This window comes from Lacisediminimonas profundi, assembly GCF_008831265.1.
Lineage (GTDB): Bacteria > Pseudomonadota > Gammaproteobacteria > Burkholderiales > Burkholderiaceae_D > Lacisediminimonas > Lacisediminimonas profundi.
This window is the reverse complement of record NZ_VTTH01000003.1, coordinates 483,968-506,410: the sequence shown is the minus strand read 5'-3', so window position 1 is coordinate 506,410 and position 22,443 is coordinate 483,968. Positions and strand designations below refer to the sequence as shown.

At 61.1% G+C, this 22,443-nt stretch carries 21 protein-coding genes; 14 read left to right on the top strand and 7 right to left on the bottom strand.

Annotated features, from left to right (window positions below; translation table 11 throughout):
• Positions 1-47 precede the first annotated feature (47 nt).
• From FVE66_RS12030 to FVE66_RS12020, 3 genes are all read left to right on the top strand, one after another.
• Positions 48-896: a TauD/TfdA dioxygenase family protein gene (locus FVE66_RS12030; RefSeq protein ID WP_151447656.1), complete on the top strand. Its 849-nt coding sequence runs from the start codon at positions 48-50 to the stop codon at positions 894-896.
• Positions 893-1,618: an SDR family oxidoreductase gene (locus FVE66_RS12025; RefSeq protein WP_421829652.1), complete on the top strand. Its 726-nt coding sequence runs from the start codon at positions 893-895 to the stop codon at positions 1,616-1,618. Before FVE66_RS12030 ends, FVE66_RS12025 begins: the two co-directional genes overlap by 4 nt.
• An 83-nt stretch (positions 1,619-1,701) precedes the next feature.
• Complete coding sequence (locus FVE66_RS12020) at positions 1,702-2,688, top strand: Bug family tripartite tricarboxylate transporter substrate binding protein (protein WP_151447655.1); 987 nt, start codon at positions 1,702-1,704, stop codon at positions 2,686-2,688.
• A gap of 14 nt (positions 2,689-2,702) precedes the next feature.
• Here FVE66_RS12020 and FVE66_RS12015 read toward each other — a convergent pair whose 3' ends face one another.
• Entirely contained in the window at positions 2,703-3,629 is a 927-nt protein-coding gene (locus FVE66_RS12015) for a LysR substrate-binding domain-containing protein (RefSeq protein ID WP_151447654.1), read from the bottom strand.
• A gap of 87 nt (positions 3,630-3,716) precedes the next feature.
• Between FVE66_RS12015 and FVE66_RS12010 the strand changes: the two genes are divergently transcribed.
• Complete coding sequence (locus FVE66_RS12010) at positions 3,717-4,475, top strand: SDR family oxidoreductase (protein ID WP_151447653.1); 759 nt, start codon at positions 3,717-3,719, stop codon at positions 4,473-4,475.
• A 76-nt stretch (positions 4,476-4,551) separates the two neighbouring features.
• On the opposite strand, the gene cadR is transcribed toward FVE66_RS12010, so the two are convergent.
• On the bottom strand, positions 4,552-5,004 hold the full coding sequence (cadR, locus tag FVE66_RS12005; RefSeq protein ID WP_151447652.1) for a Cd(II)/Pb(II)-responsive transcriptional regulator: 453 nt from the start codon (positions 5,002-5,004) through the stop codon (positions 4,552-4,554).
• A 129-nt stretch (positions 5,005-5,133) separates the two neighbouring features.
• Between cadR and FVE66_RS12000 the strand changes: the two genes are divergently transcribed.
• Positions 5,134-7,383 (top strand): heavy metal translocating P-type ATPase, encoded by a 2,250-nt coding sequence (locus FVE66_RS12000; RefSeq protein ID WP_151447651.1) that lies wholly within the window; start codon positions 5,134-5,136, stop codon positions 7,381-7,383.
• Between the two features lie 52 nt (positions 7,384-7,435).
• Here FVE66_RS12000 and FVE66_RS11995 read toward each other — a convergent pair whose 3' ends face one another.
• Positions 7,436-7,960, bottom strand: coding sequence for an OsmC family protein (locus tag FVE66_RS11995; protein ID WP_151447650.1), 525 nt, complete (start codon positions 7,958-7,960; stop codon positions 7,436-7,438).
• A gap of 205 nt (positions 7,961-8,165) precedes the next feature.
• On the opposite strand from FVE66_RS11995, the gene FVE66_RS11990 reads away from it, so the two are divergent.
• Positions 8,166-9,701, top strand: a complete 1,536-nt coding sequence (locus FVE66_RS11990) for a winged helix-turn-helix domain-containing tetratricopeptide repeat protein (RefSeq protein WP_161993261.1) — start codon at positions 8,166-8,168, stop codon at positions 9,699-9,701.
• A 72-nt stretch (positions 9,702-9,773) separates the two neighbouring features.
• Here FVE66_RS11990 and FVE66_RS11985 read toward each other — a convergent pair whose 3' ends face one another.
• Positions 9,774-10,574, bottom strand: a complete 801-nt coding sequence (locus FVE66_RS11985; protein WP_151447648.1) for an alpha/beta fold hydrolase — start codon at positions 10,572-10,574, stop codon at positions 9,774-9,776.
• A gap of 285 nt (positions 10,575-10,859) precedes the next feature.
• Between FVE66_RS11985 and FVE66_RS11980 the strand changes: the two genes are divergently transcribed.
• The 4 genes from FVE66_RS11980 (at position 10,860) to FVE66_RS11965 (ending at position 15,184) form a co-directional block, all read left to right on the top strand.
• Positions 10,860-11,282: a rubrerythrin family protein gene (locus FVE66_RS11980; protein ID WP_151447647.1), complete on the top strand. Its 423-nt coding sequence runs from the start codon at positions 10,860-10,862 to the stop codon at positions 11,280-11,282.
• Between the two features lie 143 nt (positions 11,283-11,425).
• On the top strand, positions 11,426-12,775 hold the full coding sequence (locus FVE66_RS11975; protein ID WP_151447646.1) for a (Fe-S)-binding protein: 1,350 nt from the start codon (positions 11,426-11,428) through the stop codon (positions 12,773-12,775).
• A 33-nt stretch (positions 12,776-12,808) separates the two neighbouring features.
• Positions 12,809-13,399, top strand: a complete 591-nt coding sequence (locus FVE66_RS11970) for a DUF3501 family protein (protein WP_151447645.1) — start codon at positions 12,809-12,811, stop codon at positions 13,397-13,399.
• A gap of 249 nt (positions 13,400-13,648) precedes the next feature.
• Positions 13,649-15,184, top strand: a complete 1,536-nt coding sequence (locus tag FVE66_RS11965) for an acetyl-CoA hydrolase/transferase family protein (protein WP_151447644.1) — start codon at positions 13,649-13,651, stop codon at positions 15,182-15,184.
• 44 nt (positions 15,185-15,228) lie between these two features.
• On the opposite strand, the gene FVE66_RS11960 is transcribed toward FVE66_RS11965, so the two are convergent.
• On the bottom strand, positions 15,229-16,011 hold the full coding sequence (locus FVE66_RS11960) for an enoyl-CoA hydratase/isomerase family protein (RefSeq protein WP_151447643.1): 783 nt from the start codon (positions 16,009-16,011) through the stop codon (positions 15,229-15,231).
• 59 nt (positions 16,012-16,070) lie between these two features.
• Complete coding sequence (locus FVE66_RS11955) at positions 16,071-17,048, bottom strand: Bug family tripartite tricarboxylate transporter substrate binding protein (protein WP_151447642.1); 978 nt, start codon at positions 17,046-17,048, stop codon at positions 16,071-16,073.
• 313 nt (positions 17,049-17,361) lie between these two features.
• On the opposite strand from FVE66_RS11955, the gene FVE66_RS11950 reads away from it, so the two are divergent.
• The 3 genes from FVE66_RS11950 to FVE66_RS11940 all read left to right on the top strand — a co-directional run bounded on the left by FVE66_RS11950 (position 17,362) and on the right by FVE66_RS11940 (position 20,415).
• Positions 17,362-18,822, top strand: coding sequence for an ATP-binding protein (locus FVE66_RS11950; RefSeq protein ID WP_151447641.1), 1,461 nt, complete (start codon positions 17,362-17,364; stop codon positions 18,820-18,822).
• A 486-nt stretch (positions 18,823-19,308) separates the two neighbouring features.
• Positions 19,309-19,494 (top strand): hypothetical protein, encoded by a 186-nt coding sequence (locus FVE66_RS11945; protein ID WP_151447640.1) that lies wholly within the window; start codon positions 19,309-19,311, stop codon positions 19,492-19,494.
• 468 nt (positions 19,495-19,962) lie between these two features.
• Positions 19,963-20,415 (top strand): GreA/GreB family elongation factor, encoded by a 453-nt coding sequence (locus FVE66_RS11940; RefSeq protein WP_151447639.1) that lies wholly within the window; start codon positions 19,963-19,965, stop codon positions 20,413-20,415.
• Positions 20,416-20,561: 146 nt separating this feature from the next.
• Here the strand turns inward: FVE66_RS11940 and FVE66_RS20180 are convergent, their stop codons facing one another.
• Positions 20,562-20,708, bottom strand: coding sequence for a hypothetical protein (locus tag FVE66_RS20180; protein ID WP_161993260.1), 147 nt, complete (start codon positions 20,706-20,708; stop codon positions 20,562-20,564).
• A gap of 328 nt (positions 20,709-21,036) precedes the next feature.
• Between FVE66_RS20180 and FVE66_RS11935 the strand changes: the two genes are divergently transcribed.
• A complete protein-coding gene (locus tag FVE66_RS11935; RefSeq protein WP_151447638.1) occupies positions 21,037-22,419 on the top strand; it encodes an MmgE/PrpD family protein in 1,383 nt (460 codons plus the stop codon).
• The last annotated feature ends 24 nt before the right edge of the window (positions 22,420-22,443 follow it).

Sequence of the window (22,443 nt, the reverse complement as noted above, 5' to 3'; positions counted from 1 at the left end):
CTATGCTCCGACGCACTCAGCCAAAAGCCATATAGAGGAGACCCCCGATGCCAGCCGATGCAAGCCTTCAAATCAAACCCCTGACCGGATCCTGCGGAGCCGAAATTTTCGGCGCCGATATCTCGCAGCCGCTGTCGGAAGGGACCGTCAGGAATATACGGCAGGCCCTGCTTGACTATAACGTCATATTTTTCCGCGACCAGGACATCACGCCTGAACAGCACCGCTCCTTCACCAAGCTGTTCGGCGACATCGTCGTCAATCCGGTGTATGACCATGTCCCGGGCTATCCCGACATCATGCCGGTCATCAAGGAAGCGAACGACAAATACAACATCGGCGATACCTGGCACTCGGACATGTCGTACATGGAAATCCCGCCTCTCGGTTCGCTTCTTTATGCACGCGAAGTCCCGGAGTTCGGCGGCGACACCCTGTTCTCCAACATGTACCTGGCCTGGGACACGCTGCCAGAGCCGATGAAGCAAATGCTCGACGGCCGCAACGCCTACCACTCTGACCGCTACCTGACCTCGCGCGTGGCCGAAAGGAATGCCGGACGCTCCAGCAAACTCAAGGCAGACGCGCAGCCGAGCGAGCGCCTGGCCCTGCACCCGATCGTGCGCACCCATGAAGAAACCGGCCGTAAGTGCCTGTATGTGAACTTCCCCTTCACTTGGGCGATAGAAGGCATGAGCCGTGAGGAAAGCCTGCCTATCCTGAACCAGCTCTACCAGCATACGTCCCGTCCCGAGTTCACCTGCCGCTTCCGCTGGCAAAAAGGCTCGCTGGCTTTCTGGGATAACCGCAGCGCCATGCACTACGCCTGCAACGACTACCAGGGCAAGCGGCGCGAGATGCATCGCACCACGGTCGCCGGCACCGCGCCACGATGATGCCGGCGACAAGTTTCACCCTGGTCACCGGTGCCACCAAGGGCATCGGCCGGGCCATCACCGAAAAATTGCTGGCGCAGGGAGAAAACGTGGTCGGCATTGCCCGCCGCGCCGATCCCGGCTTTCCCGCACCGCTGCTGCTGGCCGACCTGGCTGACCATGCCGCCCGCAAGCAAGTGCTGGCGCAGGCCATGGCAAGCTACCCGGTGCTTAGGCTGGTCAACAACGCCGGCTTCAACCGCATGCAGCCGCTCGGGGAAATCACGGCTGATGCCTACGATGAGGTGCTCAACCTCAACCTCGGTGTCACCATCGATGCCACCCAGGCGGTGCTGCCCGCGATGCGGGCTGCCGGTTTCGGCCGCATCGTCAACATCTCCAGCCGATCCTTGCTGGGCAGGATGGGCGGCAGCATGTATTCTGCTGCCAAGGCTGGCTTGGTCGGATTGACCCGCTCATGGGCGCTGGAACTGGCTGCACAAGGGATCACGGTGAACTGCGTGGCCCCGGGTCCGGTCGCCACGGAGATGTTTGCGCACAACAATCCGCCACACCTGCCGCGCACCCAGGCGATGCTTGCTGCAATACCGATGGCCCGCATGGGTACGCCGGAAGAAATTGCCGGCGCTGTCGGCTATTTCCTGTCTGCCGGAGCCAGTTTCACCACCGGCCAGACCTTGTTCGTTTGCGGCGGAGCGAGCATCAGTCAGAGCCAGTACTAAGCCTGTACCAAGCCTGTACCAAGCCAGTACCAAGCCAGTACCAAGCCAAGCTTTACCATAAAAAAACCAGAGGAGACTTGACAATGCATTCGATCAAAACGGCCACACGCCGGCTCATTATTTCCATGGCGGTGGCAATGGCCTTGCCGGCTGTTTGCCTGGCGCAGGCTTATCCCACCAAGCAGATCAAGATCATCGTCGGCTATGCGCCGGGCGGCACGACAGACATCATCGCGCGCGTGCTCGCCAATCGCCTGACGACCACTATGGGACAAACCGTCATCGTTGAAAACCGCGCCGGAGCGGGCGGCAACATCGGCGCGGAGGCGGTCGCCAAGGCGGCGCCGGACGGTTATACGCTGCAGATGGGAACCGCGGGAAACATGACGGTCACCCCCTCCATCTACCCGAACATGCCGTTCGATACAGTGCGCGACTTCCAGCCGATTTCGCTGGTTGCGACGCTGCCTAACCTGATGGTCGTCAACCCCAAGGTACCGGCAAAAAACGTGCAGGAGTTCGTGGCATGGGCGAAGGCTCGTCCGGGACAGGTGTTCTTTGCATCGTCGGGAACGGGTAATACGCCGCACATGACGGCCGAGCTGTTCAACATCGCCGCCGGCTTGCAGATGGTCCATGTGCCCTACAAAGGCAGCGGTCCGGCACTGACCGACCTGATCGGCGGCAACGGCGTGCACGTCATGCTCGACAACATGCCCTCGGCGATCGGCTATGCGAGGAATGGTTCACTGCGGGCGCTTGCGGTCACCAGCCCCAAGCGGGTCAGCAGCGAACCGAACGTGCCGACCATCAGCGAGTCGGGCTATCCCGACTTCCAGGTGGTCACCTGGTTCGGCCTGTTTGCCCCGGCCAAGACACCAGCGCATATCGTTGAGATGCTTCACCGCGAGGTAGCCGAGGCAGTGCGCTCGCCGGAAGTCGCAAAGAAACTGCTGGACCTCGGCGCTGAACCGACCAGCAACACCCCCGCCGAGTTCGCGGCACTGGTGAAATCCGACATCGCCAAATGGTCGAAGGTGGTCAAGGCCGCCAACATCAAGGGACCCTGAACTGCACGGGGCCGTCAGGCGAGATCGGATCCGTCCTGACGGCCCCTGGCATCCAGGGCGACGCATGCCTGGTGCACGTACTGGCGAAAGGCATGCACCAGGCGGCTTTCATCCTGTGCGCGCCAGCAGACGCATGACGCCACCCGCGTGGTGGCTTCCACGAAGGGGCGAAACGTGATGCCGGCGACACTGACCATGGTCGTGCTTTCGGGGACGATGGTGATGCCCACGCCTGCCAGCACCAGGCCGAGTGCCGCATGAATCGTGCCGACTTCCTCGCCCTTTTTCAAGGGCACGCCATGCTGCTTCAGGAAAGACGCGATCGTCCCGCTCAGTCCCACATCGCCCCGCAAGGCCGGAAAGAGAATCAGGTTTTCGCCAATCAGCGAACTGACCGGAACACGCCGCTTGCGCGCCAGCGGATGCCCGGTTGGCAAGGCCAGCACGAATCCTTCTTCATTGACTTGCGCGTTGGCGATATCAGGATGACGGGGGGGCGGCCGGAAGATGCCGATGTCGATATCCCCGTTCAATATCGCGCGCTCTTTTTCGTTGACCGTTATTTCCCGCAGCGAGACCGCTATGCCGGGGTGACGCTCCCTGAATCCGGGCAGTATTTGCGGCAGCAGCGAGTACGCCAGCGAATGGACAAATCCGATCACCAGGCGCCCGCCCCTGCCCGCACCGACATCACGGGCCTCGGTGATGGCGTCGTCGGATGCGGCCAGTATCTGCATCGCCCGCTGCGCGAAAATGGCGCCGGCATCGGTCAGCTCCACGCCCCGCGGATTGCGATAGAACAGCGGCGTGCCGATTTCGGACTCCAGGTCCTGGATCTGCCGCGACAGCGGCGGTTGGGCAATGCCCAGCCGGTTTGCGGCCTGACCGAAATGCAGTGTTTCAGCGACGGTCAGGAAATATCGCAGATGGCGCAGTTCCATGTAATTGACGAGTGACCTGATGTTTTACTGGTCGGGTATTAAAACACACACGCCGCGACGTCCGGTCCGGCATTGATGGGAGCAAGCATGCATTCGAACGACAAGGTGGCCCTGGTAACTGGCGCAGCGCGCGGAATCGGCCTGACCATCGCCAGCCGGCTGGCGAACGACGGTTACAGGACGGTGCTGCTGGATCGCGACCCTGGCGTCGCGCAGGCGGCCAGCGCACTGCAGCAGTCCGGGCATGAGGTACGCAGCCTGGAGATCGACATTACCGACGAAGCCGCGCTGCTCGCCCTGCCCGAGGCGCTGGGAGACTGGTGGCCCAAGGTCGCAATCCTGGTCAACAACGCCGGCATCTCGCCCAAGCATGAGGGCAAGAAGCGCCTGGTCATCGACATGCCGGTCGACGAATGGCGGCGCGTGCTGGAGGTGAACATGACCGGCACCTTCATGATGACCAAGGCCTGCCTGCCGCCGATGGTGGCGAATGGCTGGGGCAGGATCGTGATGATCACCAGCCAGGCGGCGCGAACGCGCACACCGGTGCCAGGCGCGCACTATCAGGCGAGCAAGTCGGGCATGACCGGCCTGGCGCGTGCGCTGGCCGGGGAGGTGGCGAGCTACGGCATCACGGTCAATTGCGTCGCACCGGGCCGCGTCGAGTCGGAAATGACAGCGGCAGTGGATCCCGCAGTCAACGCCCGGCTCGCCGAACTGATTCCCGTCGGCAGGATGGGCAAGCCCGAGGAAGTGGCGGGAACGGTCGCCTTCCTGGTCTCGGCCGATGCCAGTTACTCGACCGGCGCGGTGATCGATGTCAACGGCGGGAATTTCATGCCCTAGGGGTAGACGGGTTTCGGCAGAAATACCGAATGCCGAATGCCGGCGAGGGCCACCAGTCTTGCGGCCGGCCGCCCGGCTAGCGCGCCCCACCCACATGCCGCCCCACCTGCGCCGGACCCTGTCCCGGGTCTTCATTCATTGGCCGCGACAGCGCGTTCAGGATGCCGCAGTGCGCGGCGTCCTGTTCGCTGTGGCACCGCTGGCGCAGGGCCTTGAGCTGCTTTTCCAGCCCGCGCAGCTCGCGGATGCGGTCGGCGACATGGCCGATGTGGGCGTCCAGCAGCCGGTTGACGTCGCCGCAGTCTTCATCGGGCGAGTCCTTGAATCGCAGCAATTGCCGGATCTCATCCAGCGTCATGTCCAGCGAGCGGCAATGACGGATGAACGAGAGCCGCTGCGCATGCTCGTCGGCGTAGATGCGGAAGTTGCCTTCGGAGCGCGCCGGTGCCGGCAGCAAGCCCTCGCGCTCGTAATAGCGGATGGTTTCGACCTGGGTGCCGGTGAGGTCTGCCAGTTCGCCAATTTTCATGCCGGTGACTCCTTTGAGTGCTCGGGGCATTTTTATTTTATGCGCTTGACCCTGTACTGGCTACAGGTTGTTCAATAGCGTCAGGCGCACAATCAAGCGCACAATCAAGCGCAAAAGTCAGGGACAGGCATGAGCAATTGCAGCAGCAATGGCTGCGGGTGCGCAGCACCGGCAGAGCAGGTTTCATCCGGCACCCCATCTTCGGCAGGCGGGCGCAAGGCCTTGTACCGCATCGAGAACATGGACTGCCCGACCGAGGAGTCGCTGATCCGCGGCAAGCTCGGCAAGGTCGAGGGCATCACCGGACTGGACTTCAACCTGGTGCAGCGGATCCTGACGGTCAGCCATCGGCTGGATTCGCTGGCTGGCGTCGAAGCGGCCCTCGCTTCGATCGGCATGCGGGCGCAGCCGATTGAAAATTCCGATCCGGCCGACCGCGCCGTCAAGACCAATTGGTGGCCGCTTGCCTTTGCTGGCGTGACGGCGCTGCTGGCGGAAGCGATCGACTTGCTTGGCGGTAGTGGTAGCGGCAGCAGCAACGGCATCGATCACTGGGGCGTGATGCTGCTGGCCCTGTTTTCGATCGGCAGCTGCGGCCTGGGGACTTACAAGAAGGGCTGGATCGCGCTCAGGAATGGCAACCTGAACATGACCGCGCTGATGTCGATTGCCGTGACCGGCGCGATACTGATCGGCAGCTGGCCGGAAGCGGCCATGGTGATGTTCCTGTTCGTGCTGGCCGAGGTAATCGAGGCGCGCGCGCTCGACCGCGCCCGCAACGCCATTCGCGGCCTGATGGACCTGGCCCCGCAAACCGCGACCGTCCAGCAGGCCGATGGCTGGCTGCCAATGCCGGCCAGCGCGGTGCCGCTGGGGGCCGTAGTGCGCCTGCGGCCCGGCGAGCGGATTGCACTGGATGGTGTCGTCACCAGTGGCCGCTCCAGCGTGAACCAGGCTCCCATTACAGGCGAGAGCTTGCCGGTGGACAAGGCCGAAGGCGACAGCCTGTTCGCAGGCACCATCAACCAGTCCGGTTCACTCGAGTACCGGGTGACGGCCGCCGCCAGTGATTCGACGCTGGCGCGCATCATCCATGCGGTTGAATCGGCGCAGGGCAGCCGCGCGCCGACCCAGCGCTTTGTTGATCGTTTTGCCCGCATCTACACACCGGCCGTGTTCGCGCTTGCGCTGCTGGTGGCGGTGGTGCCGCCACTGTTCATGGGGCAGCCCGGGCTCGACTGGGTCTACAAGGCACTGGTGCTGCTGGTGATTGCCTGCCCGTGCGCGCTGGTGATCTCGACGCCGGTCACCATCGTCAGCGGCCTGGCCGCAGCCGCCCGCAAAGGCATCCTGGTCAAAGGCGGGGTATTCCTTGAAGAGGGCCGCAAGCTCGCAGTACTGGCACTCGACAAGACCGGCACCATCACCCGCGGCAAGCCGGTGCAAACCGACTTCGTGGCACTCGCTGGCGCCGAAGTCGTCGACGCACAGCAAATCCGCTTGCTGGCAGCCAGCCTCGCCGCCCGCTCGGACCACCCGGTGTCAATGGCAGTCGCCCGTGTTGCCAGCGACGCCGGTATGGTGCTGCGCGAGGTCGACGATTTCGCCGCCCTTCCCGGCCGCGGGGTACGCGGCAGCATTGACGGTCACGCATATCGGCTGGGAAACCATCGGCTGATTGAAGAGCTGGGCCTGTGTTCGGACGACATCGAGTCCAGGCTGCTGCCGCTGGAACACCAGGGCAAGAGTGTCGTCATGCTGGCCAACCAGAGCGCCGTGCTCGCCATCTTCGCGGTCGCGGACACGGTGCGCGACAGCAGCCGCCAGGCGATTGCCGAGCTGCACGCGCTCGGCGTCAAGACCGTGATGCTGTCCGGGGACAACATTCACACCGCCGAGGTCATTGCCAGCCAGGTCGGCATCGATCAGGCCAGGGGCAAGCTGCTGCCCGAAGACAAGCTCGAGATAATCGGCACGCTGCAGGCCGAACACCCGGATGGCCGGGTCGGCATGGTTGGCGATGGCATCAACGACGCCCCGGCGCTGGCCCGGGCCGACATTGGCTTCGCAATGGCCGCGGCCGGCACCGACACCGCCATCGAGACCGCCGATGTGGCGCTGATGGATGACGACCTGCGCAAGATCGCTACTTTCATCCGCCTGTCGCGCGCCACCGGCACCGTGCTGAAGCAGAACATCGCACTGGCGCTTGGCATCAAGCTGGCGTTCCTGGTGCTGGCGCTTGCCGGCCAGGCCACCATGTGGATGGCAGTGTTTGCCGACATGGGGACCAGCTTGCTGGTGGTGGCAAACGGGCTGCGCTTGTTGCGCGAGCGGGGCGATCCTGAAGCAAGCGCCGGGATCGCCCAGGACCGTTGAGCGAGGAATTGCGGCGAGGGTCAGTTTAAAAACGCATCAAAGTCGAAACGTATCAGGTTCGAAACGTGATTTGAACAGGAGGCGGCAGGCGCAGCGTTTGCAGCACAACGCAGCATCGTTCCGCCCCCATGCGCAGTTTCTCCAGCAGTTCCGGCGGCGTCCCCTCCCCGGCCTTGAGATCGACATGGGAGGTGATGGATTGGAAGCCCACCGGCACGTCCTTCTGGATGGCAAGCGCCCCACGCACATCAACATCCCCCTTGACAGTCACCACCAGGGAGATCAATTCGATCCCCATCAGGTTGGCCAGCATCCTGATCGACGAATCCTGGCACGCCGCCAGCGCGGCGCACAGCAGGTCACCGGGAGTCGGCGCATCATGCAGGCCGCCAAGGGCACGATGCACACCGATCGGCACGAAAACCCCGCAACCATCCATCGGTTCCACCCGCGAGTGGAACGGGTCTGACGGGTCGATTCCGCAAGTACGCGCATGGTCAGTGATCATGGCCAGTCGCGGGCTCTCCTTGTACTGGATGCGCAAGGGTGATTGGGCTTGGTTGACGCTGGATGTCATGGTAATCCTCCGGGTTAATGGGTGCTGCCTGCGGGGAGCGGGGTGCGGCGTTCCGGGTCTCCAATGCCCCTGTGCTAAAAAGCAATGCGGGCTGGGGCAGGTGTCTGTACTGTGTTCCTCGGGAACCCTTTGCGTCCTTTAAAATCCTGAAGAATTTGCTAAAGCTTGCTAAAGGTTCCTGAAACCCGTCTTTCAAGGAAAGTCCTTGCAAAACCACTACCGCTTCGATCGCTTTGAAGTCAGGCCGGCAGAGCGCCTGTTACTGGTTGATGGTGTTCCGGCGACCCTGGGCGCCCGGGCTTTCGACCTGCTCCTGTGCCTGCTGGCCAATCGCGACCGGACGGTCTCGAAGAGCGAGGTACTTGAAACCGTCTGGCCTGGCCTGGTGGTCGAGGAAAACAACCTGTCGGTGCAGGTATCCGCCCTGCGCAAATTGTTGGGGTCCAAGGCAATCACCACGGTCTCCGGGCGGGGCTATCGTTTTTCAATCGACGCAGTACATGTCGACCAAGCCGGCCGCGCCGCGCACAGCGATGGGCATCAATCCCCTGCGGCCGTGCCGGACAAGCCGATGATCGCCGTGCTGCCTTTCAATGTGCTGTCCGAGGACCCGCGTGTCAGCTTGCTGGCCAAGGGCCTGGCCGAAGACGTGATCGCGCTGCTGGCGCGGGTGCCGGGCTTTTTCCTGATTTCCCATGCGTCCTCATTTGCTTTTCGCGGACAGCATGCCAGCCTGCCTGATGTCGCCCGGCAGCTCGGCGTTCGCTTCGTGGTCGAGGGCAGCGTGCGCCCCACGGGCGATGTGCTGCGGGTCTCGACACAGCTGACCGAAGCAGCGAGCGGCCGGGTCTTGTGGAGCGGCCGCTTTGACCGCGACCATGACCACGCGGGCGATCTGCAGGAGAGCATCGCGCGCGGCATCATCTCCGAACTTGAACCCGAACTGACCCGCGCAGAAATTGCCCACATACGCCGCCAGCGTCCGGAAAACCTGGATGCATGGTCCCACTACCATCAGGCTGTCGGTGCGATCGCCATGCAGGGGTGGGGAGCGCAGGCATTGGCCGAGGCGCGCTCCCGGCTGGAGCAGAGCCTGGCCCTGGATCCGGGATTTGGCCTGGGGCATGCCCACTACGCCTTGCTGACCGCGCTGGCCCGCAATATCGGACTGGTGCCTGACTCTCCCGGCCTGGTCAACGACGCGCTGGGCGCTGCCGAGCGTGCAATTGAACTGGATGACGGCAGCTCCGAGGTGCTGGGCTATGCCGGTTGTGCACTGTGCGACCTTGGTCAGAAAGACCGGGGCGTTGAAATACTGGAACAAGCGCTGGAAATTGACCCCAGCAATGCCCAGGCCCATGTGGCACTGGGTGCTGCATGGGCCATGACGGGAAAATTCGAGCAAGGCATGGCAAAAATGCGTTTCGGCATGCTGATCAGCCCACGCGACCGGCGGCTTGGTTTCTGGGGCTGGGCACTGGGACTGTTCCTGCTCAAGGCAGACCGTGTCGACGAAGCCCTGGCCGAGGCAAACACATCAAGCCGGCGCGACCCCAGGTTTCATCTGCCGCGCGTGCTGCAGGCTGCGGCGCTGGACCGTCAAGGACGCCTGGCCGACGCCGGCGCTGCGCTGGCGGCGGCGCGCCGCCTGCGCCCGCAACTGACCCTGCATGAAGTGGGGCTGAGCCACGGGCGACGGGTAGGCGAGCGGATGGCTGCGCTGTGGGATGCCGGGGCATAGGGACCAGGCTGTTCCACCCATACCTCCATACCGCCATACCGCCATACTGCCCTGCCAAGCCCGATGACCGGATCAGGACATCCGCAAGACAAACTCTTCGATCGCCTGGTTGACCGGTTCCGGATGCGTGATCGGCGCCATGTGGCCCAGTTCCGGAAATTCGCGATGCTCTGCCAGCGGCAGCACCGTGAGCAAGCGCCTGGCAACGCCGTGAGCTGACCGGGTCGATCGCCCGCCAGTCATCAACAGCACCGGAACACGCAGATTGCAGAATGCAGACAGTGGCGTGGGCTCGGTCAACAGTGCATGCGCCCAACGGCGCACATTGAGCACCGAGTCAGCGATCGCAGGTTTCCTGTCGGCGCGGGTGTTGTCCCAACTGCCCTCGCCCATCCAATAATCGATAAAGGCTTTCGCTGCGCGATCCCGGTCGCCCGCTTCCAGCGCCGCTGCTGCTGAGGCGACTGTGTCACGGATGCCGTCTGCCTCATTCGGAGAGCGCCCTTCGGCGTCGATCAGCGAAAACAGCGTCGGCTCATAGAGCACCAATGCACGCACCCTATCCGGGTAAGTCAGGGCAGCCCGCAGCGCGATCGCCGCGCCATAGGAATGACCGACCAGGATAAAGGGAGAGCCTGCTTTCCCGAGAACCGGCTCCAGAAGCGCGACTTCGTCGGCCAGGGTGATGATCGTGTCTGAAGGCCATTCGGGACTCTGGCCCGATCCGTATGAATCCGGCGCCAGGACATGGTAACGGTCGGAAAGCCGGGACATCAGTGCCCGCCATTGCCCGGAGTGACTGGCGTTCGAATGCAGGCAAACGATTCCAGGTCCTGTCCCGGATTCTCGTATCCAGGGTTCGGGCTTGCTCATACGGCCTCCCTTTGATTTCATTGAAGATGGCGAAACATCAATAAACGGTGGCGCCATTCTCTCATTTTGCCGACACTTGCATGCTCATCCGGGATACCCGCTTCTTGCCAGCTTTCCAGCTTTGGCCAATCGAACTTGTGAGGCACATAGCTATAAGCAATGAGCGCGATAGAGGAGATAAATTGGACGATCGGGCCCGGCATGAATAACGTACAACAGTCAGTCAGGATGGCGATCCGAATCGCTGGCCCGGCGGCAATTCCCAAACATCAACCGGAGACCAATATGGCTCAACTCAAAGGTTCCAGGACCGAGAACTGCCTGAAAGAAGCGTTTGCAGGGGAATCACAAGCTAATCGCCGCTACCTTTATTTCGCGAACAAGGCGGACATCGAAGGCCAGAACGACGTTGCTGCACTGTTCCGTTCGACCGCCGAGGGCGAGACTGGCCACGCCCACGGCCACCTGGAATTCCTGGAGCAATCGGGCGATCCGGCGACCGGCATGCCTATCGGCGCCACCCGCGATAACCTGGCGTCCGCCGTCGCCGGCGAGACGCACGAGTACACCGACATGTACCCCGGCATGGCCAAGACCGCTCGCGAGGAAGGCTTTGACGAAATCGCCGACTGGTTCGAGACCCTGGCCAAGGCCGAGCGCTCGCACGCCAATCGCTACGCCAAGGCGCTGGCCGAACTGGTGGACTGATCCGGCTGCTCTGTAGCCAGAGCAATCAGCATAGGGCGTTGGCAAGTGCAAGTGCCAGCGCCCCTTGCTGATGATTCCATGGCCGGGCAATCTTCAAGCCGGCACGGCAAGGCAGTGACAAGAACAAGGACAGAGGAGACACGATGGCACGAGAAGGCAACCTGGAAGCGCCCACCCGCCATCCGCTGGACTGGCTGAGCGCCGACTTCAATGACGAGGAAAAGTGCCTCCACGAGATGGAGCGCATCTTCGACATCTGTCATGGTTGCCGTCGTTGCGTGAGCCTGTGCGGATCGTTCCCCACGCTGTTCGACCTGGTCGACGAAAGCCCGACGATGGAAGTCGACGGGGTCAAGAAAGAAGACTACTGGAAGGTCGTGGACCAGTGCTACATGTGCGACCTGTGCTACATGACCAAGTGTCCGTACACCCCGCCGCACGAGTGGAACCTGGACTTCCCGCACACCATGCTGCGGGCCAAGGCGATCAAGTTCAACAAGGGTGAGGTCAAGACTTCCGAAAAGCTGCTGGCATCGACCGACGTGCATGGTTCGTTTGCCGGCATCCCGGTGGTGGTACAGGTGGTCAACGCGATCACCAATACCAAAGTCGCGCGCGGCCTGATGGAGACGGTAATGGGCGTGGACCGCGACGCCTGGCTGCCCGGCATGGCGACCCGGAAGTTCCGTTCCAGCGCGCCCGATGCCCGCGCAACCGAAATCCGGAACGGCGAGCGCACGCCGGGCAAGGTTGCAATCTTCGCCACCTGCTTCGTCAACTACAACGAGCCCGGCATCGGCCACGACCTGCTCAAGATCCTGGACCACAACGAAATTCCCTACGAACTGGTCGAGAAGGAAAAGTGCTGCGGCATGCCCAAGCTTGAACTCGGCGACCTGAAGTCCGTGCAGGCCTCCAAGGAGGCCAATATCCCGGTGCTGGTGAAGTACGCCCGGGAGGGTTACGCGATCCTGAGCGCGGTGCCCAGTTGCACCCTGATGTTCAAGCAGGAATTGCCGCTGATGTTCCCGGACGATGCCGACACCCAGCTGGTGAAAGAAGCCATGTGGGACCCGTTCGAGTACCTGATGGCGCGCAAGCGCGACGGCCTGATCAAGACCGAGTTTCCGCGCAAGCTGGGCAACGTCAGCTACCACATCCCTTGCCACGGCCGGGTGCAGAACATCGGCAAGAAGACTGAAGAAATGCTGAAGATGATTCCGGACACCACGATCAACACGATCGAGCGTTGCTCGGGACACGCCGGCACCTTCGGCGTCAAGAAAGCCTATCACCAGCAAGCCATGAAGATCGGCAAACCCGTATTCAAGGCCATGGCCACCATGAAGGACGGCAGCAAACCCGACTACATCAGTTCCGACTGCCCGCTCGGCGGCCACCATATCGCCCAAGGCTTTGAAGTCAACCAGCTGGGCGAGCCCACCCTCGCCCACCCTCTTACCCTGGTGCGGACCGCATACGGACTCGATTGAGCTTCCCCCGAATTTCTCGACAGGACATATTTCATGCAATTCACCGGCAACATCACCCCGGAAAACCTGATGACGCTGGAGGCCTACAGCAAGTGGCGCAAGGCCCACAAGGCCGACGTCATCGCCCACCGCAAGTTGCGCAGCGTCCGGCTGGGCGAGCATCTGAACGTGCAGTTCGAAAGCGAGATGACGATCCGTTACCAGATCCAGGAGATGCTGCGCATCGAGAAAATCTTCGAAGAAGAAGGCATACAGGCCGAGATCGAAGCGTATGCACCGCTGGTGCCGGACGGGTCGAACTGGAAGGCCACGCTGCTGATTGAATACACCGATGTCAACGAGCGCAAGCGCGAACTGGCGCGCCTGATCGGGGTCGAGGACCGCATGTTCGTCGAGGTGGAAGCGTACCCGCGCGTCTACGCCATAGCGGACGAAGACCTGGACCGCGAAAATGACGAAAAGACCTCAGCCGTGCATTTCCTGCGATTCGAACTCAGCCCCGACATGCGCGCAGCCGTCAAGGCCGGTGCGGGCGTGAAGCTCGGCTGCGACCACACCAACTATCCGGCGCACCTGGCAATCGAACCCGAAACGCTGGCAAGCCTGGCCGGAGACCTGCGCTAGGCAAGCCACGCCATGGCGCCATGACTGCATGACGCTGTGGCTCTCCATTTCTCCATGTCTGATCCGGGATAGTCTGCCTGGAATTCAAGCGCGGCATCCCACATACGGCCAAGGGCAGGCGCTTGCCGGAAAGGCAAATGATCAGGGGGCCGGGTTTTCCCGTATTCAGCGGATCCCGCAAATAAGAGACAATGCCGGATGCATCGTCGCCTTCCACGCATTCCGCACTACGTCCCTCTGAATAATTGCATGACTCACAACTCACGTATCGCCCATCCAGGACTTCGTCAAAAAATCATGTCGGCCGATGCAGCGGCGGCACTGATACATCACGGCGACAATGTCGGCATGAGCGGCTTCACCGGCGCCGGTCACCCGAAGGCTCTTCCCCAGGCCCTGGCGCATCGGATCGAAAAGGCCAACCAGGACGGTGGCCATTTCCGCATCGGCGTGTGGACCGGCGCATCCACCGCACCCGAACTGGATGGCGCACTGGCAAAGGTCGGCGGCATCGAAATGCGCCTGCCCTACCAGTCCGACCCGACCTGCCGCGATCGCATCAACAAGGGGGAAATGGACTACATCGACATCCATCTTTCCCATGTGGCGCAGTTCGTGTGGTTCGGATTCCTGGGCAAGCTCAGCGTGGCGGTGGTTGAAGTGGCTGGCATCCTGGAAGATGGCAGGCTGATCCCCTCCTCCTCGGTCGGCAACAACAAAACCTGGCTGGACCAGGCCGACAAGGTGATCCTCGAAGTCAATTCGATGCAGCCGCTGGGTCTGGAGGGCATGCACGACATCTACTACGGGACGGACCTGCCGCCCAACCGCAAGCCAATCCCGATGACCGGCCCCGGCGACCGCATCGGCACGCCCTACCTGCACGTTGACCTGGACAAGGTCGTCGCAGTGGTGGAAACCAGCCAGCCAGACCGCAATACGACCTTCACGCCACCGGACGAGAATTCGCAACGCATCGCAGGGCACATACTGGATTTCCTGGGCCACGAGGTGAAGAAGGGCCGGCTGCCGGCCAACCTGCTGCCGCTGCAGTCCGGCGTAGGCAATATCGCCAATGCCGTGCTTTCGGGACTGAACCAGGGGCCGTTCAACAACCTGACCGGCTACACCGAGGTGCTGCAGGACGGCATGCTGGAGATGCTGAAGTCGGGCAAGCTGAGCATGGCATCGTCGACTGCGCTGTCGCTCAGTGTCGAGGGGATGAAGGAGTTCCTCGACAACCTGGACTTTTACCGCCAGCGCATCGTGCTGCGCCCGCAGGAAATATCCAACCATCCCGAACTGGTGCGGCGCCTGGGCATCATCTCCATGAACGGGATGATCGAAGCGGACATCTACGGCAACGTCAATTCCACCCATCTGATGGGCACCCGCATCATGAACGGCATCGGCGGCTCCGGCGACTTCGCGCGCAATGCCTACTTGTCGATATTCATGACGCCGTCGGTGGCCAAGGACGGCAGGATCTCCTGCATCGTGCCCATGGCAAGCCACGTCGACCACACCGAGCACGACGTGCAGGTACTCGTGACCGAGCAGGGCCTGGCCGATCTGCGCGGCCTGGCACCGCGCCAGCGCGCAACGGTGGTGATCGAGCGTTGCGCCCACCCGGACTACCGTCCGGCATTGCGCGACTACGTGGCCCGCGCAGAAAGCGCAGCCCGCAATGGCCATGGCGGCATGCAAACCCCGCACATCCTCGACGAGGCTCTGTCGTGGCACAGCCGCTTCGAGCGTGAAGGACGAATGCTGGCGCAGGACTGAAATCGGGATTCAGGGAATTCAGTGAATCCCGGGTTCGCCTGCGCTTATTTCGAGCGCTTCACGGCCCAGCGTGGCCGCCTTTTTCCCATGTAGGCCTTGAAGCCTTCACGCGCATCATCGGTGGCCATGACATTGCACAGGTTTTCTACCGCAACCGCCACGCCTTGGCGGTAGCCATTGTCGTTGGCCGTCATGAAAGCATTGCGCCCCATGCGCATGATGCTGGCGGGCTTTGCTGCAAACACCTGGCCGAGTTTTCGTGCCTCTGCCAGCACCTGGTCGTCGTCGACCACCCGTGACACCAGACCCAGCGATTGCGCTTCGTCGGCATCGAAAGAGCGGCCCGTGAAGAGCAGGTCGAATGCACGCGGCTTGCCGATGATGCGCGGAAGATGCGTGAAGTGAATTGCCGGGATGATGCCGACATCGATTTCAGGATAGCCGAATGTCGATGAGCGGCCCGCGATGATCATGTCGCAGGAAATCGCCATGGTCATGCCACCGGCCCGGGCGCCGCCAGTGACCGCTGCAATCGACGGCTTGCCAAGCCCGAACTGCAGATCTGTCATGCGCACATAAAGCAGTTCCAGCAGGCCGCGAGCTTCGGCGTCGGTGCCTTCGATGACTTTCTGCAGATTCAGGCCGGCACAGAACACCCCGGGTACCGCGCTGCCAAGGATGACAGCACGGACCTCGTCGTCGGCAGCAGCGCGGCTCAAGCCATCAAGCACATCGGTGATGATCGATTTGGTAAGCGCATTGACCGGGGCCTGGTTGAGCATGATCTCGGCGACGTTATCGCGAACTTCGTAGGTAACTTGTCCCATCTTTTTATTCCGTAAAAGGTGCGGTTGATTCTTTGCGTGGAGCCATGTTGCCGATGCGCTCAGTCCGCCTTGATGCCAATGTTGGTGGCTGTCTTCTGCCAGCGCTCTGTCTCCGACGCCACGAACGAGATCAACTCGGAGGGCTTGGTTGCAAACGGCTCGGCGCCACGGGCCTGCAAGCCTTCGATATAGCTTTTATCGGCAAGCACTTTGGCCATTGCCATCTGCAGTTTCTCGACAATCGGCGCAGGCGTCTTGGCGGGCGCCTCGAGCGAGAACCAGAAATTCAGGTCGAAGCCGGGGAAGCCGGCTTCCTTCATGGTCGGCAGGTTCGGCAGCAGGCTTGAACGAACGGTGGAGGTGATGCCCAAGCCCTTCAAGGTGCCCGCCTTGATCTGTCCGGCACAGGTGGAAATATTATCGAACAGGAAGTCGACTTCGCCGGCCAATGCTGCGGTCATCGCCGGTGCGCTGCCGCGATACGGAATCGCCAGCCCGGTAAAGCCGCCCAGTTTTTGCAGCAGCATGGCGTACACGTGCGGGGAAGTGCCATTACCGAAGGTTGCAAAGGTCAGCGCACCCGGACGGCTACGACCTTTCTCGACCAGCTCACGCACCGATCCCACCTGCAGTTTGCTCGGATGTGTGACCAGTACGTTCGCCATGGCGCCGGTGGTTGCGATCGGCACCAGGTCGCGCAGCGGTTGCAGCCGCAGTGAGGGATACATCAGCGGAATAATGCCGTGCATGCCGACGGTATTGTGGACCAGCGTGTAGCCATCCGGCGCAGCATCGGCCACGGCTTGCGAACCGATATTGCCACTCGCGCCCGGTCGGTTTTCAATCACGACCGATTGGCCCAGCGCCGCGCTCAGCGGCGTCGCCAGCAGTCGGGCGATGAAGTCGGTAGGCCCGCCAGCGGCAAAGGGCACGACGATGCGAATCGGCCGTGAAGGCCAGTCATTCGCTGATTGTGCAAACGCTGGTGCTGCGACGATGGCGCTGGCGCCCGCAAGCAGAAAAGACCGTCGATCCATGTGTGTCTCCTTATGGTTTTGAATATGGCTGCGGGAAAGTATCTGTGCCGCCATACCATAAGTCAAAGACCGTATTCCAATGGCCCCCATACAACTTCGGTATGGCCATCGGGTCAAGGGCACTGCGCTAATTCTGGCGCGGGAAACATCAGGGGATTGTCGAGGCGGAGCCCATATCGTCCGGGACACAGGCAGTCCCCGTCCACACGCTGTCGTGGCGAGAACTGCCCGAAATTGACGCTACAGCTCTTATTTTTCGTCTTTTGTTAATCTGTACTTTAACAAAAACATTCATTTAGTTAGAATTAGACTTATGAAGATATCCAAGGAAGAGCTTGTCGCCGTACTCGCCCAGTTCAACCCCTGGTGGCGAGGTGAGGCCATTGCCGACCTGCCGAAGTGGCGGCGCGCGGCGTTCCGGGAGCTTCACGCATGGATGACCGCACCGCCGGCACCTCGCGCGGTATCGCTGTCCGGTGCCCGCCAGATTGGCAAGACCACGCTGATGCTGCAATCCATGGAGGCACTGCTGAACGCCGGCGTGCCTGCAGCCAATATTCTCTACGCCACCTTTGACCACCCCATTCTGAAGCTGGCCGGCATCGATGCCGTGCTCGACGCGTGGCGCGAGCGCGAGCCCAAGGCGGAAGGCCTCGAATACCTGTTCCTTGACGAAGCCCAGTTCATCCGCGACTGGGGCACCTGGGTCAAGCACCAGGTCGATTTTCGCAAGGATCGTCGCATCGCCTTCACCGGGTCGGCGATGCCGTTGGTGGAGGCAGGTCAGGAATCCGGCGTGGGCCGCTGGCACACCATCCGCCTGACCACGCTCTCCTTCTATGAATACCTGCAGATCAAGAACCTGTCTCTGCCGCCTCTGCCCAAGCTGCGAAGCCTGCGCGACCTGTTCGACTGGCCCCAGGCGGATTTCTATCGCACGAGCGAAGCCGCCAGCGCATATGTCGGCCACTTTCACGAATATCTGGTGCGTGGTGGCTTCCCGCAGACCGCGCAGGTTGACAGCATTACCCAAGCGCAACGGCTGCTGCGCGAAGACATCATCGACAAGGTGCTCAAGCGCGACATGACTGCGTTGTTTGGCGTGCGCCGCGTTCTGGACCTGGAGCACACCTTTTTGTACTTGTGCATGCACGATGGTGGGCTGCTGGACATGGTCGACCTATGCGCCAACCTGGAAGTCAAACGGCCCACAGCGCAGAGCTTCATCGAGTTGCTCGAAGCCACGCACCTGATCTACCGCTTGCCGCCATTTGGCTATGGCAAGGACGTGCTGCGTGCGCGTTTCAAGATCTACCTCGCCGATGCCGCCATCGCGCCGGCGGTGATGCTCAAAGGCAAGGCCATCCTGGATGATGCCACCGCGCTCGGCGTGGCCACCGAAACAGCCGTATTCAAACACCTGTTTGCCCGCTACTACGCGCAGAACGTGCGCTTCACTTATTGGCGCGGCAAGAAGGAACGCGAGGTTGACCTGGTTGCCGAGGTCAATGGCGAGGTCATCCCTTTCGAAGTGAAGTATCGCGCCCAGCACACCGGTGCCCGCGAGCTCAAGGGACTGGTCGAGCTGTGCGAGCAGAAGCACATCTCGCGTGGCTACGTGGTCACCAAGTCGCTCGATGACTTCGGCGTCATGACGGGCCTGCCTCGGACGGCGCCGCATGGCGAACACCCGCCCACCCGGATCATGCGCATCCCGGCGCCCTTGCTCTGCTACTGGATGGGCGCCACTGAAATTGCCCTGGAGTCCGAATGAGCGCTACCGCTCGAGACCTCGAAGCCCCCTGAAGCGCTTCAGGGGGTACGCCATGAGGACTGCCATGGCAATGCCGCTTTGCCTGTATCAACGACAACGGCCCGTCAGAGAGCCCCCCCCAAAGTGGCTGGATGGGGCGCTATAATCAGGCGCACTCATTCAAACAGATCCCGATGAAACTACGCATCGCTCAACAAGCCCTTTCATGTTCTTCAGTGAACAGGGGATTGCTGTGCCGCGTGCTTCCGGTTTCCAGGATCTTTCCATGTTTTGCCCCGCAGTCGTTTGGCACGACCGCTGCAGGGCAACAGACAAAGCAGGCCATCGCCTGCCTCCCCTTGGCTCGGCGAGCCGGTTGAGCCTGGTAAAACCGGTTCAACCGTCAACGCCGAGCAAGCTCACTCTCAGCACTGCACTACGGCGCTTGCCGTATGTGGCTCTTTCTGTCTGGTTTGCTTCGCCTGAGAGGCGTTGGGATGATCCATCATGACAAACAATCGCTATTCGCCCCAGCGGGATGCTGGTGCTTGGGCCAAACGTATTCTGGCGCACTCAAGTAAACGTCGTCACGCCAAGGACATCGTTGAGAGAGGGAATCGGATCCGGACAAAGATCCGTTTCCTGATCGCGTGCAAAGTCGCATTGTTGACGGCCTTCTTCATGATTGAGTGAAGCAGGCGGCGCGCTTCCTGCCGAACCCAGAAGATTCATGGCTTTGCCGCCATGATCTGATCGGCCACCATGTTGACGTATCGGGCAATGTAGCTATACTCAAGCGAAAGCCAAGCGAAAGCCGCAAACCTCCATACTGACGCCAACGTGAACAAGACCTGCATTCTTTCGAATCGCAATTGTTCGTCCCTGAACGAGGGAGCGTCGCCTGTGGGTTCGCTGTTCAGCCTTGATCGCATTCAATGCCGATCGTACGGATATTCACCCCTGGATATCCGCTGCGCGCAACTGTCCACCCGAAGCCTCGCCTGCCTCTCTTAGGCTCGGCGAGCGCCTGAGGGAACCATCGATTCCCACCGCCTCCCGAGCCACTCCCACCCGAAATACAAACGTATCAGCGTCATCGCCTGATACCCACGTCTTTTTCATTGGCCACATATATCCGATAGGCCAAGGGGATCTTTCGCCATGAAAATCGAGCGCCTTTTGTCGCAACGCGATGCATCAATCCTTAGCAGGCTCGCAGAAAACATGCTGCGTCTGCGCGACGTCAAATTCAATCATGCAGAGCGCCTGATCGAGCTGATCACTTCCTCGATCCTGCTACCGGAGAATAGCTGCCGCGAGGACTATGTCTCGCTGTATTCAACCGTGGAATATCGCACCATCGGAGCCGCAGAAAGCCACTCCATTGTCATCGTGTGTCCGCAGGATGCGAGTGACACTTTGGCGAAGGTATCGCTGCTTTCACCAATGGCGATGGCCTTGCTCGGCCGCATTGCCGGAAGTGTCGTCGCTGTCACCCATTCCTTCAACAAGATTGAATACGTGGAAATCGTGGGAGTGCGTGCAATCCCTGGTGATAGTGATAGTGATGGCCATTGTCATTCGCAGTCATGGCAGGTACGGCAGCAGACTTGAATGGACGGTTGAGGCAATACCCGAGCCATTCAAAGGCCAGCCTGCACTTTCCGGCGCAGGTGGCCGCAACGGAAGTCAGGTCGCGCCGCGAATGCATTCGCGGCGAGCGAGACCGGGCAGCGCTGAGCCATCATGCCGGCATTGACTCACTCGACAACCGCGTTCGGGAAGGCCATGCCCATGGTCATGACCATCACGAACACACGAAACACATAGCGCAGTCGCTGCTGGCTATCCATGACTGCCCATTTTTTAGTGCCTGCGGCTGTTTCCTGCTTCTTCAATTCCGACATGATTGTCTCCGTGGTCCGTAACGTAAAGCAGCAACGGCAAGAGCGCCGTGCTGCTGACTCAGGTTAGGACCCGAGTCTGGCTGGAGCCTGACGGTTTCGGGCTTTCCTGGTACGTATCTTCCACAGTCGAGGAGGCGAGTTGCATTGGGGATGGAGTAACGCGCATGAGCTATTGCCAAATGCAAACGCTCGTATTGAAAATACTCGTTCGACAAAACATCCAGCCGATTTGAGAATTGGCCTCGGAAATATGGCTCGCAGATGAAGACCGCCTTCGAATCATTGATCTCAATAAATCGTTTCAGATCGACTTTCACTGGATCAGCTTATGTCTAATGCAACAAATATCGACTATTCCGCAATGCTTGCGAAAAAGCTGGCCAACTTCTCTGCGTCGAATCTGAGCTCAGCAGACACTGGGCAGCTGGCTCGTCTCTTGTTCGACTTCTGCGGGGTCTCCTATGGTGGAGCAGACCGATCCTGGGTTGCATCGCTGCATGATTGGGCACAACGATTCAGTGGCACTGGAAAGTCCCGCATCATTGCAAGCGATCTTTTGGTGGCGCCTCAGGTTGCCGCCCTTGTCAACGGCGTAGCTGCGCACTCCTTTGAGCTTGACGACACGCACGATGCCTCCATGAGTCACCCGGGATCTGTGGTATTTCCTGCTGCCCTTGCGGTGGCTGCTGAACTCGGTTCCTCCGCTGAGGATGTATTGGCGGCTGTAGCAGCAGGCTACGAAACCATTGCCCGACTGGGCCGGGCGGCAGGTGCTAACCGGGTGATTGCGGCGGGCTATCACCCTACCCCTGTGTTTGGTGTATTCGGTGCAGCAACCGCTGCGGCCAAGTTGTACGGGCTCGGTGCTGATGGCATTGCGCGTGCCTGGGGTCATGCCCTGTCGCTGACGGCTGGCTCCATGCAGTTTTCGCAGGAAGAAGTTGGTGCTGAAGTCAAACGAGTGCACGCTGGCTATGCTGCGCACAACGGCGTGATCGCTGCGCAGTTCTCGTTAGCTGGAATTGAGGCGCCGCGCAGAGCCCTCGATGGGCGCTACGGCTTTCTGTCGCTGTATGCTGAAAAGGCGGACCTTGATGACTTGCTGGTCGAGGGGCCGCTGGCTATTCATGAAATCAGTCTGAAACCCTACGCCTGCTGTCGCCTGCTGCATTCAATGATTGATGGCTTGCGCGAAGTCACCAACAACTTCAGCCTGGCCATCGACGAAGTCGAGTCCATCCATGTGAGCGGGCCGTCAAAGCTCCCGCAGCAGCACGTCGTGATGCGACCCGCCACGCCAATGGCTGCGCAGTACAGCCTTCCTTACACCGTCGGAGCCACACTGGCTTTTGGTCCCAGCCGATTCGATGCATTTGAAGAGGCCAACCTGGCCGATCCCGCGATCTTGAAATGGGCAGACAAGGTCGAGGTGGGTGAAGACCCGGAGTTTGAGCAAGTTTATCCTGCGTATTTCGGAACCCAGACACGTTTGACGCTGAAGTCTGGCGAGGTCCGGGTTGCCCGTGTACTCAACAGCAAAGGAACAGCCGCCAACCCCATGTCAATGGAAGAAATACGTTCAAAGGTCACAGGTTTGATTGGTGTGGTCTCGCCTGATCTTGATGTGGCAAGCCTCGAGAAATCGGTTCTAGGCTTTCAGGGAACAGCATCAGTTGACGAGTTGCAGGCCAGGCTCGCACGCCCGGCATGAGCCAGTCCGCAAACCCGGATCCGA